Origin of the sequence: Actinoplanes utahensis, assembly GCF_016862455.1 — a bacterium.
GTDB lineage: Bacteria > Actinomycetota > Actinomycetes > Mycobacteriales > Micromonosporaceae > Actinoplanes > Actinoplanes utahensis.
Genome location: NZ_BOMZ01000011.1, coordinates 42,006 through 58,712, shown reverse-complemented (window position 1 = coordinate 58,712; position 16,707 = coordinate 42,006). Strand labels below are relative to the sequence as shown.

General features: G+C 70.7%; 18 protein-coding genes. 4 read left to right on the top strand and 14 right to left on the bottom strand.

The window, feature by feature from the left end:
- Nucleotides 1-24 precede the first annotated feature (24 nt).
- The gene (locus tag Aut01nite_RS02875; RefSeq protein WP_052164667.1) at nt 25-1,056 is read right to left on the bottom strand and encodes a FecCD family ABC transporter permease; all 1,032 of its coding nucleotides are present in this window, start codon (nt 1,054-1,056) and stop codon (nt 25-27) included.
- Nucleotides 1,053-1,991, bottom strand: coding sequence for a FecCD family ABC transporter permease (locus tag Aut01nite_RS02870; protein WP_043533719.1), 939 nt, complete (start codon nt 1,989-1,991; stop codon nt 1,053-1,055). Before Aut01nite_RS02870 ends, Aut01nite_RS02875 begins: the two co-directional genes overlap by 4 nt.
- Nucleotides 1,992-2,209: 218 nt before the next feature.
- Between Aut01nite_RS02870 and Aut01nite_RS02865 the strand changes: the two genes are divergently transcribed.
- Nucleotides 2,210-3,253: an ABC transporter substrate-binding protein gene (locus Aut01nite_RS02865; protein ID WP_043533819.1), complete on the top strand. Its 1,044-nt coding sequence runs from the start codon at nt 2,210-2,212 to the stop codon at nt 3,251-3,253.
- Between the two features lie 111 nt (nt 3,254-3,364).
- On the opposite strand, the gene Aut01nite_RS02860 is transcribed toward Aut01nite_RS02865, so the two are convergent.
- From Aut01nite_RS02860 to Aut01nite_RS02835, 6 genes are all read right to left on the bottom strand, one after another.
- Nucleotides 3,365-4,144 carry an arylamine N-acetyltransferase family protein gene (locus Aut01nite_RS02860; RefSeq protein WP_052164669.1) on the bottom strand — a complete coding sequence of 260 codons (780 nt, stop codon included), beginning with the start codon at nt 4,142-4,144 and terminating at the stop codon, nt 3,365-3,367.
- Nucleotides 4,145-4,230: 86 nt separating this feature from the next.
- Nucleotides 4,231-4,863: an SRPBCC family protein gene (locus Aut01nite_RS02855; protein WP_043533720.1), complete on the bottom strand. Its 633-nt coding sequence runs from the start codon at nt 4,861-4,863 to the stop codon at nt 4,231-4,233.
- On the bottom strand, nt 4,860-5,228 hold the full coding sequence (locus Aut01nite_RS02850; RefSeq protein ID WP_043533721.1) for an ArsR/SmtB family transcription factor: 369 nt from the start codon (nt 5,226-5,228) through the stop codon (nt 4,860-4,862). Before Aut01nite_RS02850 ends, Aut01nite_RS02855 begins: the two co-directional genes overlap by 4 nt.
- 115 nt (nt 5,229-5,343) lie before the next feature.
- Nucleotides 5,344-6,771 (bottom strand): cellulase family glycosylhydrolase, encoded by a 1,428-nt coding sequence (locus Aut01nite_RS02845; RefSeq protein WP_236643225.1) that lies wholly within the window; start codon nt 6,769-6,771, stop codon nt 5,344-5,346.
- A gap of 483 nt (nt 6,772-7,254) precedes the next feature.
- Complete coding sequence (locus Aut01nite_RS02840) at nt 7,255-7,899, bottom strand: LysE family translocator (protein WP_043533723.1); 645 nt, start codon at nt 7,897-7,899, stop codon at nt 7,255-7,257.
- A gap of 43 nt (nt 7,900-7,942) precedes the next feature.
- The gene (locus tag Aut01nite_RS02835; RefSeq protein ID WP_043533724.1) at nt 7,943-8,341 is read right to left on the bottom strand and encodes an SRPBCC family protein; all 399 of its coding nucleotides are present in this window, start codon (nt 8,339-8,341) and stop codon (nt 7,943-7,945) included.
- 66 nt (nt 8,342-8,407) lie between these two features.
- On the opposite strand from Aut01nite_RS02835, the gene Aut01nite_RS02830 reads away from it, so the two are divergent.
- Complete coding sequence (locus Aut01nite_RS02830) at nt 8,408-9,364, top strand: alpha/beta hydrolase (RefSeq protein WP_043533725.1); 957 nt, start codon at nt 8,408-8,410, stop codon at nt 9,362-9,364.
- 48 nt (nt 9,365-9,412) lie between these two features.
- Here Aut01nite_RS02830 and Aut01nite_RS02825 read toward each other — a convergent pair whose 3' ends face one another.
- The 4 genes from Aut01nite_RS02825 to Aut01nite_RS02810 all read right to left on the bottom strand — a co-directional run bounded on the left by Aut01nite_RS02825 (nt 9,413) and on the right by Aut01nite_RS02810 (nt 12,704).
- Nucleotides 9,413-9,970, bottom strand: coding sequence for a hypothetical protein (locus tag Aut01nite_RS02825; protein WP_043533726.1), 558 nt, complete (start codon nt 9,968-9,970; stop codon nt 9,413-9,415).
- A gap of 247 nt (nt 9,971-10,217) precedes the next feature.
- The gene (locus tag Aut01nite_RS02820) at nt 10,218-12,035 is read right to left on the bottom strand and encodes a glycoside hydrolase family 15 protein (protein WP_043533727.1); all 1,818 of its coding nucleotides are present in this window, start codon (nt 12,033-12,035) and stop codon (nt 10,218-10,220) included.
- Nucleotides 12,036-12,043: 8 nt separating this feature from the next.
- Entirely contained in the window at nt 12,044-12,229 is a 186-nt protein-coding gene (locus Aut01nite_RS02815; RefSeq protein ID WP_043533728.1) for an antitoxin, read from the bottom strand.
- Between the two features lie 28 nt (nt 12,230-12,257).
- The gene (locus Aut01nite_RS02810; RefSeq protein WP_043533729.1) at nt 12,258-12,704 is read right to left on the bottom strand and encodes a hypothetical protein; all 447 of its coding nucleotides are present in this window, start codon (nt 12,702-12,704) and stop codon (nt 12,258-12,260) included.
- 64 nt (nt 12,705-12,768) lie between these two features.
- On the opposite strand from Aut01nite_RS02810, the gene Aut01nite_RS02805 reads away from it, so the two are divergent.
- Together Aut01nite_RS02805 and Aut01nite_RS02800 are read left to right on the top strand one after the other, a co-directional pair.
- Nucleotides 12,769-14,208, top strand: a complete 1,440-nt coding sequence (locus Aut01nite_RS02805) for an ATP-binding protein (protein ID WP_043533821.1) — start codon at nt 12,769-12,771, stop codon at nt 14,206-14,208.
- 75 nt (nt 14,209-14,283) lie between these two features.
- Nucleotides 14,284-14,670 (top strand): RidA family protein, encoded by a 387-nt coding sequence (locus Aut01nite_RS02800; protein WP_043533730.1) that lies wholly within the window; start codon nt 14,284-14,286, stop codon nt 14,668-14,670.
- A gap of 31 nt (nt 14,671-14,701) precedes the next feature.
- Here Aut01nite_RS02800 and Aut01nite_RS02795 read toward each other — a convergent pair whose 3' ends face one another.
- Entirely contained in the window at nt 14,702-14,899 is a 198-nt protein-coding gene (locus Aut01nite_RS02795) for a response regulator transcription factor (protein ID WP_043533731.1), read from the bottom strand.
- A 290-nt stretch (nt 14,900-15,189) separates the two neighbouring features.
- Nucleotides 15,190-16,647, bottom strand: coding sequence for an XRE family transcriptional regulator (locus Aut01nite_RS02790; RefSeq protein ID WP_043533732.1), 1,458 nt, complete (start codon nt 16,645-16,647; stop codon nt 15,190-15,192).
- Between the last annotated feature and the right edge of the window lie 60 nt (nt 16,648-16,707).

The following is a 16,707-nucleotide window of genomic DNA, read 5'->3' as shown; positions in this document are numbered from 1 at the left end:
GTCGCGCTGTCTCTCATCGTCGCCTCAGATCCGGCCGGCACGGCGTTCGGTGGTGAGCAGCCAGACCAGGTAGCCGCCGCCGATCAGGCCGGTGACCACGCCGACCGGCAGCACGTTGTCGCTCAGGGTGTGCTGGGCCAGGTAGTCGGCGCCGGTCAGCAGCAGCGCGCCGACCGCGATGGACGGCAGCAGGTTCGGTCCGGGCGCCCCGGTGAGCCGTTTCGCCAGGTGCGGGGCGATCAGCGCGACGAACTGCACCGGGCCGGCGCTCGCCGCGGCGAACGACACCAGCAGGGCCGCCGACAGCAGCGCCCCGTTGCGCAGCAGCGGCACCGGCACCCCCAGCGCGGACGCCGCGTCGTCGCCCATCTCCAGGATCCGCAGTCCCGGCCCGCAGGCGAGCAGCAGCACCGGCAGCACCACGGCCAGCGCCAGCGCCATCGGGATCGCGTTCGACCAGTCGCGGCCGTCGAGGCTGCCGGTGAGCCAGAGCAGCGCCCGCGCGTTCTCCATCTGCACGCCCCGGGTCAGCAGGTAGCTGCTGACGCCGGTCAGGATCGCGGCCATGCCGATGCCGACCAGGATGAACCGGAACCCGTGCAGCGCCCGCCCGGCGATCAGCTGGATCAGCACGGTGGCGGCCAGGCCGCCGGCGACCGCGGCGACGGAGAGCTGCGTGCTGGAGCCGCCGAGGATGACCACGGCCAGCGCCGCGGTGCTCGCGCCGTTCGTGACGCCGAGCATGTCCGGGCTGCCCAGCGGGTTGCGGACCAGCGACTGGAAGACCGCGCCACCGGCCGCCAGCGCGGCGCCGACCAGGACGGCGGTGATCAGCCGGGGCAGCCGCAGCTCGTTGATGATGAAGGCGTGGGCCGGGGTGCCCTGCCCGAACAGGGTCTTCACCACGTCGGCCGGGGCGATCGGGAATTCGCCGGTGCCGAGCGAGAGGACGGCGACGACGACGGTGGCGATCAGGGCGGCGACGCCGACGACCACGGCGCGGGGCCGGACGCCGACCCGGCTGCCGATCGACGGTTCGACTGCGACAGTGGTCATTTCGCGGCTCGCACGAGATAGAGGAACAGGGGACCGCCGAGGACCGCGGTGACCGTGCCGACCTGGAGCTCGCCGGGGCTGCCGAGGATCCGGCCGAGCACGTCCGAGCCGAGCAGCAGCACCGGCGCCAGCACCGCCGTGTAGGGCAGCATCCAGCGCAGGTCCGGGCCGGTGATCGGGCGGACCATGTGCGGGATGAGCAGGCCGATGAAGACGATCGGGCCGCAGGCCGCGGTGGCGCTGCCGCAGAGCAGGGTGACCGCGACCATCACGGCGGCCCGGATCACGCCGGGTTTCGCGCCGAGCGCGCGGGCCGCGTCGTCGCCGAGCGACAGCGCGTTGAGCGGGCGGGCCGCCAGCAGCGCCACCAGCAGACCGGCCGCGAAGAACGGCAGCAGCCGCTGGACTGTTGCGAAGTCGGCGCTGGCCAGCGAGCCGGCGGTCCAGAACTTCAACTTGTCGATGGCGCCGGTGTCCGACAGCAGGGTGGCGCTCACATAGGAGTAGAGGGTGGCGTTCAGCGCGGCGCCGGCCAGCGCGAGCCGCGCCGGGGTGGCCGAGCGGCCGCCGCCGACCGCGTAGACCATCGCGGTCACCACCGCGGCGCCGGCGAGCGCGAACCACACGTACCCGAAGAAGGTGCTGATGCCGAAGAAGACGGCGGCGGTGGCCACCGCCGCCGAGGCGCCGGCATTGATGCCGAGCAGGCCCGGATCGGCGAGGGGGTTGCGGGTCAGGGCCTGCATGACGGCGCCGGCGAGGCCGAGGGCCATGCCGACCATCAGGCCCAGCAGGGTACGGGGAAGCCGCATCTCGTGGACGATCCGGTAGGACTCCGCCGTCGGATCCCACAGGCCGCTCCACACCTCAGCGGGGGAGAGGAAGCGGGCGCCGAACCCGATGCTCAGCACGGTCACCGCGGCCAGAGCCAGCAGGGCGATCAGGAGCCCGAACAGGCGCGCGGAGGTACGGCTGCCGGGACGGGCCGGCGCCGTGGTGCGTAACCCCTGCTCGACGGGGGTGTCGATGGTGGACAGCGTGGTTCTCCCGCCGTGGTGATCCGGATCCTGTTGACGCGCTTTCGGCTCGTTAGGTTAGCCTAACCATCTCACTCGGTCGAAGGACCGGTCGTACCCCCCAGAAAGACTTGAAGATGAAGTACTCGCAGCTTTCTTTGTCCCGTCGTGGCCTGCTGGCCGCGGGCGGCGCCGTCGGTGCCGGCGCCCTGCTCGCCGCCTGCGGTGGCAACGAGGAGACGGGTTCGTCCTCGTCCTCGGCCGCTCCCGCTGCCGCCGCCGGCCCCTGGTCGTTCACCGACGACCAGCCCAAGGAGCTCAAGGCCGACAAGACCCCCTCCAAGATCGTCGCCTTCACCGGCACCGCAGCCGCCCTCGCCGACCTGGGCCTCCAGGACAAGATCGTGGGCGTCTTCGGCGAGACCAAGAAGGCCGACGGCACCGCCGACCCGCAGGCCGGCACGCTGGACATCGACAAGGTCCAGATCATCGGCAACAAGTGGGGCGAGTTCTCCGTCGAGAAGTACGCCGCGCTGCAGCCCGACCTGCTGATCACCCACATGTACGACCCGGGCGCCTACTGGTACCTGCCGGACGAGAGCAAGGACCAGATCCTCAAGGTGGCCCAGGCCGCCACCATCACCGTCGGCCGGGTTCCGCTCAACAAGCCGATCGAGCGGTACGCCGACCTGGCCAAGTCGCTGGGCGCCGACCTCAGCGCGCCGAAGGTGACCGAGGCCAAGGCCCGCTTCGAGAAGGCCGTCGCCGACCTGAGCGCGGCCGCCAAGGCCAGCGGCGGCATCAAGGTGCTGGCCGGCTCCGGAGCCGCCGACATCTTCTACGTGTCGAACCCGAAGGTGTCCGCCGACCTGATGTACTTCAAGGAGCTCGGCGTCGACATCATCGTCCCGGAGAAGACCGACGGCGGTGACTACTTCGAGTCGCTGAGCTGGGAGAACGCGAACAAGTACCACGCCGACATCATCTTCCTCGACTCCCGGGCCGGCGTCGCCCTGCAGCCCAACGACCTGGCGTCGAAGCCGGGCTGGAGCGCCCTGCCCGCCGTCAAGGCGAACCAGGTCGTCCCGTGGCAGTCCGTCCCGATCTACTCGTGGGCCGGTTCCGCCCCGCTGATCGAGGCGCTGACCGAGGCGATCAAGAAGTCCAAGAAGCTCGCCTGACCTCAGGGCGGTGACGGCCCCGTTCCCGGCCCGCGCCGGGGCGGGGCCTCGCACGCCCCCCTCCGGCGGCCGGTTCCGTGGCAGCCTGCCCCGGCATCGTTCCGGGACAGGTCAGGAGTGGTGGGGCGGGCGGAACCCGGCGCCCGCGGGCAGGTCGATGCCGAAGTGGTCACGGTAGGCGGTGAGCAGGGGCGCGCCGGACTCCAGCGGGGTCTCCGAACGGCCGTCGCCGGTGGTGACGATCAGGGTGCGGTCGCTGATGGTGACCCGGCCGTGCGCGGTCAGCCGGGTGCAGACGGTCTTGCGGGTGAAGTGCGAGTCCGGCGACGTCTGGTGGTACCAGCACATGGTCTCGAAGAAGGCCAGGCCGCGGGCGCGGGTCTCCAGGCGATACTGCAATCTTCCGTCCCGGAGCACGTCCACGTCCCCGTCCGGAGTGTCGGCGAGCACGAAGCGGCCCGCCGGATCGTCCTGATCGGCCCGCGATGTGAGATCCAGCGGGTAGACGCTGTGATCACCGAATCCGACGTCGGCCAGCCACCGGCTTCCGGATTCGGCGGGAGCGGAGACCACCAGGGCGAGGTGCGACGGCGGACCGAGACGCGCACCGTCCGGAACCCGGGCCGCGACCCGGTCGACGCGGTAACCCGATCGCTCCAGAAGCAGCGCGAACAGGCCGTTGAGCTCGAAGCAGAAACCGCCGCGGCCACGCCGTACGACCTTGTCGAAGAGATCCTCCGGGGCGAGTGAGAGCCGTACGCCCCGGTGGATGTCGAGGTTCTCGAAGGGAACCGTGGTGAGGTGCGCGTGGTGGAGCGCGCGCAGCCGGGCCAGGTCAGCCGATCCGGTGCGCGGCGCCCCGATCCGGTCGAGGTAGGCGTTGACGTCCATGCGCCCAGCATCGAACCTCAAGTTCGGTTCACGTCAAGCGCCGACCTCGCCCGGCGTCGTCCAGTAGACGAGCAGTTCCTCGCCGGTCATGCGCCGGTGTACGCCTTGAACGTGTTCTCCGCCTGCGCCCGGGCGCGCGACGGCTCGGTGCCGAACGCGATGTCCGCCTCGGCCCACGCGTCCGCGCTGAGCCGCATGAACGCGATGCCGTCCGGGGAGGCCGCCCACGCCATCGCCGCCTCCGGGGTGATCGGGGCGTCCGGAGTCGCGAGGTGATTGGCCAGACCCCAGAAGGCGCCCTCCCAGCCGAGGCCGACCGCGCCCGGGCCGTACTGCTCCCAGTGCTCGTCGTCGACGTGCGCCACGTGCTCGAGCTCGAACCGGGTGCGGCCGTCGCCCTCCGGCGTGAGCCGCACCTCGACCCAGCTCATCCCGCCGTTGAACTCCCAGGTGGCGGCCACGGCGCGGGGGCGGTCGCACTTGGTGATCGTGCCGCCGGCGTTGCCGTCGAACTGGTATCTCCCGCCCTCGCGCAGGTCGCCGGAGATCGGCAGGAACCAGCGGGGGATCCGTTCGGGATTGGTGACGACGTCCCACAGGTCGTCCACGTCGGTGTCGTAGGCCTGGCTGATCGTCATCACCCGGGCCTCACCGGCCTCGAGCGTCCGGGCGCCGATCGTACGGCGTACCTCACTGATCTGCTCTTTGACGTCGATCATCGCGCGCTCCTCAGGTCGGGATGCTCCTCGCCGGCGGCCAGGCGCCGCAGGCGCTTGCCGCGGGCCACCTCGGTGGCCATCGCGGCGAGGTGCGGCGCCCAGAACCTCCGGAACGGCGCCAGCCACTCGTCCACCTGCCGCAGCGCGGTGTGATCGACCGCGTAGAGACGGCGCGCCCCATCCGGGCGCACGGTGGCGAAACCGTTGTCGCGCAGCACCTTGAGGTGCTGGGACACGGCCGGCTGGGTGATGCCGAACTCCGTGCGGATGACGGCGGTCACGGCGCCGGAGGTCTGCTCGCCCTCGGCGAGCAGCTCGAGGATCCGGCGCCGGACCGGATCGCCGAGTACGTCGAACGCATGCACGAGGGCACCCTATCAGAATACGCTTATATAAGTATGGGCTATCAATAAGTGATTCCGGTGCTGAAACGAAGAGCCGGGCCCGCCCGGTGGAAGGGAGGCGGACCCGGCGGCTTCATCAGGCGCGCAGGCGGTTCCGGAGCAGCGCCCCGGACTCGGTCAGCGAACCCGTCCCACTGAACGTGCCGGCGTTGCAGGTGCCCGGCTTGAGTGCCGCGCTGCCCTCGTTCGCGTCGGAGAACGTCCAGTTGGCGTAACCGATCTGCAGCCGGTCCAGGAGGTTGAACCAGGCGTTGCTGCTGGCCGTGTCGACCGCGCCGTCACCGGTGTAGGTGACGGTGCCGAACTCGGTCACGAACAGCGGCAGCGAGGCCGCGGCCCGCTCCACCTCGGCGCGGTAGTTGTCCTTGTGGGACGCCGCGTAGTAGTGGAAGGTGTACATCACGTTCGAGGCGTTCACCGGGTTGTTGACGATCTCCGAGGAGTTCGAGCCCTCCGAGACGCCCAGCGACGACCAGCCGCGGGTGCCGACGATCACGACGGCGTCCGGGTCGTTGGCCCGGATGACCGGGATGACCTGCTCGGCGTACGCCTTGATCTGCGCCCAGCTCACGCCGTTCGGCTCGTTGGCGATCTCGTAGATCACGTTCTTCTTGGCGGCGTTGCGGGCCGAGACCTCACGGAAGAAGGTCTTGGCGCGCTCCAGGTTGTAGGCCGGGTCGCCGGGGTTGAGGATGTGGAAGTCGATCATCGCGTACATGCCGCGCTCGGAGGCCTCGTCGACCAGGCTGTTCACCCTCGCGGTGAAGGCGGCCGGGTTGGTCTCGTAACCCTGCTCCTGCACGTACATGGCGATGCGGAACAGGTCGGCGTTCCACTCGTTGGCGAGCACGTCGAGGGAGGCGTCGTTGTAGCAGTTCGGGAACCACTGGAGGCCGTGCGTGCTCATGCCCTTGAGCTGGACGACCTTGCCGCTCTCGTTGCAGAGCTTGGTGCCGCAGACCTTCAGCTGCCCGTTGACCGCCACCGGGGTGCCGGTGGCCGGGGGAGTGCTGGTGGACGGCGAGACCGACACCGACGGCGAGACCGACGCCGACGGTGAGACCGGCACCGACGGGGAGACCGACGCCGAGGGCGAGGCCGGTACCGACGGTGAGGCCGAGGACGGCGACGTGGTGGGGCCGGTCGGCGTCGTCGTCCCGGTGCAGGCCTGACCGTTGATCAGGCAACTGGTCGGGCGGCCGTTGCCGTTGACGATGAAACCGAAGCTGGTCGACGCGCCGGCCCCGATCGTCGCGTTCCAGCCGGCCGGCGTGAACGTGTAGGTGTTGCCGGAGGTGGCGAGCGTCGAGTTCCACGCCTGGCCGACCGACGAGCCCGCGGGGAGGGTCAGTTCGACCTTCCACGTGGTGATCGCCGACGACGACGTGTTGCTGACCTTGATCTCGCCCTGATATCCGCCGTTCCACGTGTTGGCGACGGTGAACGCCGCCGTCTCCGCGTTCGCCGGAAGGGCGAAGAAGGCAGCGGTCGACGCTGCGGCCACGGCCAGGGCCGTGGTTAGGATTGCTGCTGTTCGGCGTTTCACGAGTCATCACCTCAAGGGATGGGCACGGGCCGCCGCTGGGGAACGGCAGTGGGGGAACCCGTGCTGGGAGCGCTCCCAGGGTCTCCGACTGTAACGCCTGCGCTAAACCCCGTCTATCCGAGGGCGACCGGCTGCCGCAGGAGGCGAGGGGCCCCGTCCGCGTCCCCCTGGCGGGAGGGGCGCGAACGAGGCTCGACCGGACAGTGTCCGGTGATCTACCAGAGGTTGCCTCAGTGTGACCTGGATCTCATCCGGCTCTCCCGTCGGGCACGCGCCCGTCCTGTCGCGGTCCCGGCCCTCCAGGTTCTGCTCGGCCTGGTGTCACCGCTTCCGAGCGTGCGGCGGTACGGCTGACCCGTGTGCCGTTTCGGCCGTCGTGCGCGCCGTGGGCCCACAGGTGGGTGCGGTTGTCTCGCGCCGGCGATCCACCCGCGGCCGGTTTCAGGCGAGCGCGGGGCGGCTGCGGTCGGTGGCCAGCTTCACCGCGATGACGCCGAGCACGCCGCCCATCAGGTACCGCTGGATCCGCAGCCAGGCCGGGCGCCGGGCCAGGAACACCGCGATCGCGCCGGCCGCCGCCACGATCGTCAGGTTGACGGCCAGGCTGACGGCGATCTGCACCCCGCCGAGCAGGAAGCCCTGCGCGATCACGTGACCGTTCTCCGGGCGGACGAACTGGGGGATCAGCGACAGGTAGAGCACCGCGGCCTTCGGGTTGAGCAGGTTCGTCAGCAGGCCCATGGTGAACAGCCGGCGCGGTGAGTCCGGCTCCAGCGGGCGCGGCTCGAAGACCGACGCGCCGCCCGGCCGCAGGGTCTGGAACGCGAGCCACGCCAGGTACGCCGCTCCGGCGATCTTGATGGCCTGGTACAGCTCCGGGACGGCCACGAACACCACCGACAGCCCCAGGTTGGTGGCGGTCAGGTAGACCAGGAACCCGAGTCCCACCCCGGCCAGCGACACCAGTCCGGCCCGGCGTCCCTGGGTGATGCTGCGGGACACCAGGTACATCATGTTCGGGCCGGGGGTGAGGACCATGCCCAGCGCCAGCGCGGAGACGGCGAGGACCGATGACAGCGTGACCATGCCTGCGAGTCTCGCCGCCCGGACCGGGCCCGGCGAGGGCCAATCAGTCCCCGGCGGCCTCCAGCACCTGCTTGAGGCGGGCCAGGTCGGCCTGGACGCTCTCCGCGTCACGGTCGAAATCCTCGTCGGTCATGTCCGGCAGGCGCCGCAACGTGAACATGATCTCGGAGCGGTCGCCGTCCGGGATGACCCGCATCGGCGCGTACACCTCGGCGCCGCCGGGCGGCCGCACCCAGTGGTCGAGCACGCCCAGGTCGTTGCGCGGCGTGAAGATCAGTTCGGCGCCGTCGTCGCCGATGACCCAGCGGTCGTCCTCCCTCGTCACCGTCGTGGCCAGGCCGGACGCCCACCGGGGCAGGTTGGCCGGGTCGGCGGCGAACGCGTAGACCGTGTCGGCGGGGCGGTCGATACGCTCGCTGAGATAACGGGATGCGGAAGTCACCTCGGCATCCTCGCAGAAATTCCGGCCCCTTGACGGCGTACCCATTGATCGACATAGTCCGTATCCATGAATGTGACATCGTTCCGTCATCGGAAACGATCGGCGACGGTCATCTCGGTCACCGCCCTGGTCACGGCACTCGTCACGCCGCCCACGGCCGCGCCGGCCGCCCCGGCCGCAGCCGGTCACGGGTTCGCTGATCACGGGGTCGCCGGCTACGCCACGACGATCAACGGCGACAGCGCCGACGTCTACCATCCGCGGTACGGCAACCGGCTCAAGGTCGCGCTCGTGCTCCAGGGCGCCAACGTCGACAAGTCGTGGTACTCCACCTACGCGAGGAAGCTCGCCGCGTACGGCTTCGTCGTCGTCGTGCCCAACCACTCCCGCACCATCTTCGGTCGGAGCGGCCTCTTCCCGGAGGGCGCGCAGGCCCGCTGGACCGTGGACTGGGCCGCGGCCGAGGACGCCGACGCCACCTCCCCGCTCCACCAGCGGATCAGCGAGGACGAGCTGGTCATCGCCGGCCACTCGTTCGGCGCCGCGGCCGCGCTCAGCCTGAGCACCGGCCGCTGCGCCATCCCGTTCTGCACGGTTCCCGAGGCCGCGCCGAGCGAGCTCGAGGCGATCGTCACCTACGGCGGCAACAACGTCCCCACCGGCGGCACGGTCGCCCTGCCGGTGGCCAACACGGTGCCGGTCGGCTACATCCAGGGCCTCGCCGACGGCGTCGCGACCCCGGCGGAGGGCGAGAGCACCTACCGGGTGACCACCGGCAGGCCGAAGGCGCTGATCGAGGTCGCCGGCGCCAACCACTACGGCATCACCGACGTCCAGAACCCGGCCGGCGCCGCGCCGGACACCTCGCCGCAGACCCTCCGCCAGGCGGTCGGCGTCGAGACGGTCGCCCGCTGGTCGGCCCAGTGGCTGCTGGCCCAGACCGGCGACAGGGCCGCGAGGTGGTACGTCTACGGCGTGGGCGACGCCATCGACCGCACCGTCACCGTCACCTACGTCAGATAGGTACCGCCTCGGGCCCCGCGGGTGCGTACCGGAAGACGGTCCTGATCGTCAGGTGCGCCCGCGGCGGCCGCGCCTGACGCCGCGCGGCGGGGGAGGGGCGGCCGTGAGATCGGCGGGCCAGGTGGCGCGGACCGTGCCGGTGGCCTCGAACTCGGCCGACATGTCGGTCAGCAGGCGGACGGCGCCGGTGACCTGGTCGCCGGTCCACGGGAAGCCGTCGGTCTCCCGGGAATCCCAGGCCTTGCGGGCCAGGGGCAGCGCCTGATCCGGGACGCCTGTCTCGACCGCGTGGTGGATCACGCCGGCGAGGGCCTCGGCGACACTCAGCGCGTGCTTGTTGGCGTCCAGGATCAGTTTGCTGCGGGCGGCCGCGTCGTGGCGCGGATGGCCGCTCATCAGGCGCATGTTGGAGAAGACCGCGCCGGCGGCGATCGAGCCGAAGACACCGCCGGGCATCCCGAGCGTGCGTTCGGTGGCGAAGTGGGCCAGATCGTGCGGCACCCGGTGCCTCCGGTCGTAGCCGGGCAACTGCAGCACCACGCCGTCGCCGCGGTGCAGGGTGGCGACCGTGGAACCGGTGCCGCTGTGCGCGAACACGACCAGCATGCCGCCATCCTGCCATCCGCTGTGGGGCCGGAGAACCGTCCGGACGGGCGACCCTAGGGTGCGGTCGCGACCACCAGGAGATGCGAGCCGGCCGCGATCAGAGCCGGCTCGGTGCTGTAGAGGCGGGCCATCTCCAGCGCGGCGGTCAGCAAGGTCTCGTCGGACGGGCATAGGCCCCCGGCCCGCCGCTGTCGTCTCGTCCACGGTGGACTCCTGGCTCACCGGGGCAGTGGCGGAAAGCGATTTCTCAGCGCAGGCCCTCCCGGGCGCGGGCCTCGGACGGAGCGTTGCAGGCGGTCAGCGTACGGGCCGTGTCGATCAGCGGGACGTGGCTGAACGCCTGCGGGAAGTTGCCGACCAGGCGGCCGGCCTCGGTGTCGTACTCCTCCGACAGCAGGCCCACGTCGTTGCGCAACGCCAGCAGCCGGGCGAACGTCTCCCGCGCCTCGTCCTGCCGGCCCATCAGCGCGTAGTTGTCGGCCAGCCAGAACGTGCAGGCCAGGAACGCGCCCTCGCCCGGCGGCAGACCGTCCACGTCGACGTCGTGCCGCTGCGTGTACCGCTGGACGAAACCGTCGACCAGCAGGTTCTCCTCGATGGCGGCGACCGTGCCGGCCACCCGCTCGTCGCCGGCCGGCAGGAAACCGACGAGCGGCACCATGAGCAGGGCGGCGTCGAGTTCGGCCGAGCCGTAGTACTGGGTGAACGTGCGGCGCTCCGGGTCGTACCCCTTGGTCAGGATGTCCTCGCGGATCTCGGCGCGCAGGTCGTCCCAGCGCTCGCGCGGGCCCGGCAGCCCGAACTCGTCGACCGCCTTCACCGCCCGGTCCGCGGCCACCCACGCCATCAGCTTCGAATGGGTGAAGTGCCGGGGCTCGCCGCGTACCTCCCAGATGCCCTCGTCCGGGTCGCGCCAGTGCTCCTCGACGAACTCCATCAACTGGACCTGCAGACCCCAGGCCGGGTCGTCGGCCTTCAGACCGGCCCGCCGGCCCTGGTGCAGGGCGTCCATCACCTCGCCGTAGACGTCCAGCTGGAACTGGTCGGCGGCGGCGTTGCCGATCCGGACCGGGTTGCCGTCGTAACCGGTGAGCCAGTCCGCGACGTACTCGTCGAGGCGGCGCTCACCGGCCACCCCGTACATGATCTGCAGCTCGTCCGGGTTGCCGGCGATCGCCCGCAGCAGCCACTTGCGCCACGCCTTCGCCTCGCTCTGGAACCCGGAGTACAGCAGCGACTGCAGGGTGATCGTGGCGTCCCGCAACCAGCAGAACCGGTAGTCCCAGTTCCGCACGCCGCCGAGCCTCTCCGGCAGGCTGGTGGTGGCGGCCGCGACGATCCCGCCGGTCGGCGCGTACGTCAGCGCCTTCAGCGTGAGCAGCGAGCGGATCACCGCGTCGCGCCACTCACCCTCGTACGTGCACGCCGACACCCACCCACGCCAGTAGCCCTCGGTGACCCCGAGCTGGTGCACCGGGTCGATCGTCTCCGGCGGCGGCAGGTGCGACGGGCGCCAGGTGAGCACGAACGGCACCCGGTCGCCCGCCTTCACCCTGATGGTCGCCCTGGTCGACAGGTTCTCGCCGTGCAGCCGTGCCGGCGTGTGCAGCCAGGCCGAATCCGGCCCGGCGACCGCGACCAGGGCGTCCTGCTCGCGGTAGACCCACGGGACGACCTTGCCGTAGTCGAACCGCAGCCGCAGCGTCATCTCCAGGTCGACCTGACCGCGGACGCCCTCCACGATCCGGACCACCGACGGCGACTCGGTCCGGTCCGGCGTGGCGGTCCGGGGCGGCATGAAGTCGATCAGCCGCACCACACCGCCGCCGGTCTCGAACTCCGTCTCCAGGACCATCGTCTCGTCCCGGTACCACCGTCGCACCGTGTGGTCGCCGGCCGGCGCGATCGTCCAGTGCCCGTTCTCCGCGTCACCCAGCAGGGCCGCGAAGATCGCGCCGGAGTCGAATCGTGGCACGCAGAGCCAGTCGATCGACCCGTTGCGCCCGACCAGCGCACACGTCTGCGTGTCCGCGATGATCGCGTAGTCCTCGATCGGGAGGGCCATGGTCCCGGTCAGCCCGGGATGGTGTCCCCGTCGCCGGTGCGTTTCTGCGCCTCGTCGACACCGCGGTCCACGTGCTGCGAGTACTTGCCGCCGGTGCGGTCGTCGATCTGGTCGCCGCCCTTCTCCAGAGCCTGGTCCACCTGCTCGTCGTGCTGGTCCGCGAACTCTTTCGCCTTGCCGAGGAAGTCACTCATGCACCGGTCATGCCCGCTCCCGCGCGGGTCAAACGAGAATGCCCGTCGAACGGCGCAGGTCCGCCTCCACCCGGACCGCAGCGCGCGGAGCCTTCGTCATGAACGGCGCCCACACCACATGGCAGGGGATGACCTCGTACGTCTCCTCACCCCGGAACACCCGTAGGAAGAACCGGCGGCCCGCCTCGTCCATCTCGATGCCGGTGATCTCGTCCAGCGGGATCCGGTGACTCCTGGTGACCCAGAACTGGCTGACGGCCTCGTCGTCGATCACCGTGCGAACCCGGAACTGACCCGCCACGAAGAACAGGAACAGGGCGATCGGGACCAGGAACAGCATCGCCTTCACCCAGTACTCGTAGGTGCCCTCGTCGATCGCCCGATCGATGATCGTCGCCGCCGTCCCGCCGGCGAACAGCAGGACCAAGGCGCTCACGACGAGCCACGGCACGTGCCGGTAGGTGCGGATCGACATGCGCACATGATGCGATGCCGTGTCACGCTTGGTTCATCCGACCCCGTCGAACGCGGAGGACCTGATGACCGACGCGAGTTTCGCCCGGCCGCGTGCCGAGACCTTCGAGCACGCGGGCGCCACCGTCGAACTGGTCGACGCGTCCACCCTGCTCGCCGCCGCCCGGGTCAACCCGGTCGAGCTGCTGCGGCGGGCCTCCTGGCCGCCACCGGTGCAGCGGGTCGACCTGACCGTCGACGGGACCGGCGGGCCCGAGCACGTCTTCACCGCCCGGATCACCGCGGTGCCGTCCGCCAGCCAGGCGCAGAAGATGATGCGCGGCTTCGTGCTCAACATCGACCCGCTCGGCCCGATGCTGGCCCGCCGCATCGCCGACGGGGACCAGGTGGTGACCCGTCTCGTCGACGGCGTGGGCACGGCCGCCGCGGCGGCGTACCGGAAACTGGGTTTCGACAAGCCCGTCGATCGCGAACCGGAACTGCTCGCCGACGCCGCCGCCGGGATCGAGGCGACCGTGACCTACGAGGCGGGCGTCGCCACCCTGCACAGCCGGGTCCCGCGCGACGAGGTCGGCGCCGCGCACCTGCGGGCGTTCGTCACCCTCACCCTGCAGGTGGTGACCGAGCTGGCCGGGCCGGACGCGCTGGCCGGGCGGCACTACGTGATCAGCCGGGAAGGCTTCGCCAAGACCCCGGCCACCACCCGGACCGTCACCCTCGACATGGTCGGCGGGCTCACCGACGTCGTCGCCGAACTACGCCAGATCGCCGTCTCGTTCCGGCATCCGGAGGCGATGGCGCGGTGGGGCGCGCGGCGCCCGCAGGGACTTCTGATGTACGGGCCGCCCGGCACCGGCAAGACCATGCTGTCCCGGGCGCTCGCCAACGAGATCGGCGCCGACTTCCGGGAGATCCGCACCCCGGAGATCCTCGACAAATGGCTCGGCGGATCCGAACGCAACATCAGACAGATCTTCCGGGACGCCCGCCGGTACCGGACGCCGACGCTGATGCTGTTCGACGAGTTCGACTCGATCGTCAGTTACGCCGGCATGGGCGGGGACGCGGCCAGCCAGGCGCTCAACGCGGTCGCCGGGATCTTCAAACAGGAGATGAACGACCTCATCGAGGAGAACCCGAACGTCATCGTCGTCGCCACCACCAACTTCCCGCAACGGGTCGACGAGTCGCTCATCCGATCCGGCCGCTTCGACGTGAAGATCAGTGTGCCGCGGCCGGACGAGGCGAGCCGCGCGGAGATCTTCCGCAAGATGATCCGCGGATTGATCAGCGCGCACGAGACCTCGGGATTCCGGATGTTCGGCGACGATCTCGATCTGCCGGCCCTCGGCGTCGCCAGCGGCGGAATGACCGGGGCGGACATCAAGGAGGTGCTGCGCCGGGTGCAGCTGGCCAAGGCGATGCAGGACGCGCGGGGCGGCCCGGTCACCCCGATCTCCCAGCACGACCTGATCAAAGCCATCGAAGCCCTCCGCGGCAGCTGATCCGCTCCGGGCCTCCCGTCCGGCGATCTCCCGTCCGGCGGCCTCGTCGTCCGGCGGCTGATCTAGTTTGGACACATGACGATCCTCGAATTCCCCGAGCCGCCCGCACCGAACGGATTCAGTCCCGCCGTCGTGGTGGCGGCGGGCAGCCGGATCGTGCACACCTCCGGGCAGGTGGCGATCGGCACGGACGGCGTGGTGCCGGACGGCTGGGAGGAGCAGACCCGGCTGGTCTTCCGGAATCTCGGTGCGGTTCTCGCGGCGGCCGGGGCGACCTGGGCCGACGTGATCAAACTGACCTACTTCGTGACGGCGACGACCGACCTGCCGACCCTCCGCCGGGTCCGCGACGAGTTCGTCGACGTGACCCGCCCACCGGCGAGCTCCCTGGTCCGGGTCGCCGGCCTCTTCCGCGACGACCTGCTGATCGAGATCGAAGCCGTCGCCGCCATCCCCTCCTGACGACCGTCTCTCGCCTCCGGCCGTCGCGTGGTCAGTGTCGCGGCGGGACAGGGCGCCCGTCTCCCGCCTCCGGCCGTTGTGCGGTCAGGTCGGGTGGCTCGCGGCCGGCCAGGGTCACCGCCTCGGCGCCGGTGGCCGCCGACTCCACGGTGAAGCCGGCGAACCGGAGGGCTTCGGAGAGCAGCTCGCGGACGGTCGCCTCGTCGTCCACCACCAACAGTCGCTGCATGCCTGCGAAACCAGCGTCCACCCCCGCCATTTCCCGGCTTCTCTGGGAGAACTCTCAGAGACGTGGTCTCGTGACATGGTCGATCGACCGTGGCGTGAGCACACCGACCGGGAGCGGGAGGCGTTCGGCGCCCGGTTTGCGACGGTGTTCGGGATCGCTCCGCCGGAGGACGACGACGAGCACGACCACCCCGGGCGGCGCGGCGTTCACCACGCGCCCGGGCTGGGACGACGACTCTCCGCTGGAAGGGCTTCCGGGAGCGATCGATCTGATGAAGGGTGTGCGGACGGCTAGGAGACGGCGCGCCGCTCCAGGAAGTCGTACACGTCCCGGTTGTCGACGCCGGGGAAGGTGCCCGGCGGCAGGGCGGCGAGCAGGTGCGAGTGCACCCGGGCGCTGGGCCAGGCGTTGCCCGCCCAGCGATCCACCAGGCCGGTGGGCGGGCGGCGGCAGCAGTCGGGGTCGGGGCAGTTCGAGGTGGTACGCCCGGACACGTCCCCACCGCGGAACCAGCGGGCGTGCTCGTACGGCGTGCCCACGGTCACCGAGAACAGCCCGGAGCTGGTCGCCTCGACGTGGACGGTGCACCAGTACGTCCCCGCGGTCGTGTCGGTGAACTGGTAGAACGACGAGTACGGGTCCTCGGCCTCGAAGACGGTCCGGGACGCCCACTTGCGGCACACCGGCTGTCCCTCGATCGCCCCGGTCACGTCCGACGGGAAGCGCACGTTGTCGTTCTCGTACGCCTTGTAGACGATCCCGCTCTCGTGCACCCGCGCGAAGTGCACCGGGATGCCGAAGTGGTGGGTGGCCAGGTTGGTGAACCGGTGGGCGGCCGTCTCGTACGACACGCCGAACGCGTCCCGGAAGTCGTCGATGGCCAGGGCCCGGTCGGCCTTGGCCTCGGCGAGGAAGTCGACGGCGAACTTCTCCGGCATCAGCAGCGCCGCCGCGAAGTAGTTGACCTCGACCCGCTGCCGCAGGAAGTCGCCGTAGTCGGCCGGGTCGGCGTGCCCGAGCACGAAGTGCCCGAGCGTCTGCAGCACCACGGCCCGCGGGTCGTGACCCTTGCCGCTGGCCACCTGGGGCAGGTAGATCCTGCGGTTCTTCAGATCGGTGACGGACCGCGTCGACGTGGGCAGGTCGTTGACGTAGTGCAGGCTGAACCCGATCTGCGCGGCGATGTCGAGGATGCCGCGCTGGGACAGCGGGCCGGTGGTGTGGCGTACCGATTGCAGGACCTCGGCCGCCGCCACCTCGATCTCGGCGAAGTAGTTGTTGCGGCGCCGCATGTCGGCGCGCAGCTGGGCGTTGGCGCGCCGTGCCACCTCGGGGGTCGCGCTCTGCTCGGTGAGCACCCGGTTGATCTCGCGGTGCAGGCCGATCAGTGACTCCAGGGCGTCGGCCGGCAGGCGCCGCCCGGCTTTCACCACCGGCAGGCCGAGCGCGGTGTAGGTGGGGTTCTGCTGGAAGTGGGCCAGTTCGATCTCCAGGGCGGCGCGCCGGCTCGGCGCCTCCGGGCGCAGAAGATCCTGCAGGGGTACGCCGAGCGCGCTCGCGATCGCCTGGAGCACCGACAGCTTCGGCTCGCGTTTGCCGTTCTCGATCAGCGAGAGCTGGGAGGGCGCCCGGCCGACGGCGTCGCTGAGCTGGTCGAGGGTCATGCCGCGGGTGCGCCGGAGGTGTCTCAGGCGCTGCCCGAGGGTCACCAGGTCGACAGCGGGATCGTCAGAAGGTGAAGCGGTCACGGGTTTTACGGTAACAGAATTTTCGCGATTCTTTCCTCGACCTACCCCTTCATTGGGGCT

Bases quoted from the DNA above. Each gene is read 5' to 3' on its own strand.
- Aut01nite_RS02875 (WP_052164667.1), bottom strand. From the start codon at position 1,056: ATGACCACTGTCGCAGTCGAACCGTCGATCGGCAGCCGGGTCGGCGTC.
- Aut01nite_RS02865 (WP_043533819.1), top strand. From the start codon at position 2,210: ATGAAGTACTCGCAGCTTTCTTTGTCCCGTCGTGGCCTGCTGGCCGCG.
- Aut01nite_RS02860 (WP_052164669.1), bottom strand. From the start codon at position 4,144: ATGGACGTCAACGCCTACCTCGACCGGATCGGGGCGCCGCGCACCGGA.
- Aut01nite_RS02855 (WP_043533720.1), bottom strand. From the start codon at position 4,863: ATGATCGACGTCAAAGAGCAGATCAGTGAGGTACGCCGTACGATCGGC.
- Aut01nite_RS02840 (WP_043533723.1), bottom strand. From the start codon at position 7,899: ATGGTCACGCTGTCATCGGTCCTCGCCGTCTCCGCGCTGGCGCTGGGC.
- Aut01nite_RS02830 (WP_043533725.1), top strand. From the start codon at position 8,408: ATGAATGTGACATCGTTCCGTCATCGGAAACGATCGGCGACGGTCATC.
- Aut01nite_RS02825 (WP_043533726.1), bottom strand. From the start codon at position 9,970: ATGCTGGTCGTGTTCGCGCACAGCGGCACCGGTTCCACGGTCGCCACC.
- Aut01nite_RS02820 (WP_043533727.1), bottom strand. From the start codon at position 12,035: ATGGCCCTCCCGATCGAGGACTACGCGATCATCGCGGACACGCAGACG.
- Aut01nite_RS02815 (WP_043533728.1), bottom strand. From the start codon at position 12,229: ATGAGTGACTTCCTCGGCAAGGCGAAAGAGTTCGCGGACCAGCACGAC.
- Aut01nite_RS02810 (WP_043533729.1), bottom strand. From the start codon at position 12,704: ATGTCGATCCGCACCTACCGGCACGTGCCGTGGCTCGTCGTGAGCGCC.
- Aut01nite_RS02805 (WP_043533821.1), top strand. From the start codon at position 12,769: ATGACCGACGCGAGTTTCGCCCGGCCGCGTGCCGAGACCTTCGAGCAC.
- Aut01nite_RS02800 (WP_043533730.1), top strand. From the start codon at position 14,284: ATGACGATCCTCGAATTCCCCGAGCCGCCCGCACCGAACGGATTCAGT.
- Aut01nite_RS02795 (WP_043533731.1), bottom strand. From the start codon at position 14,899: ATGCAGCGACTGTTGGTGGTGGACGACGAGGCGACCGTCCGCGAGCTG.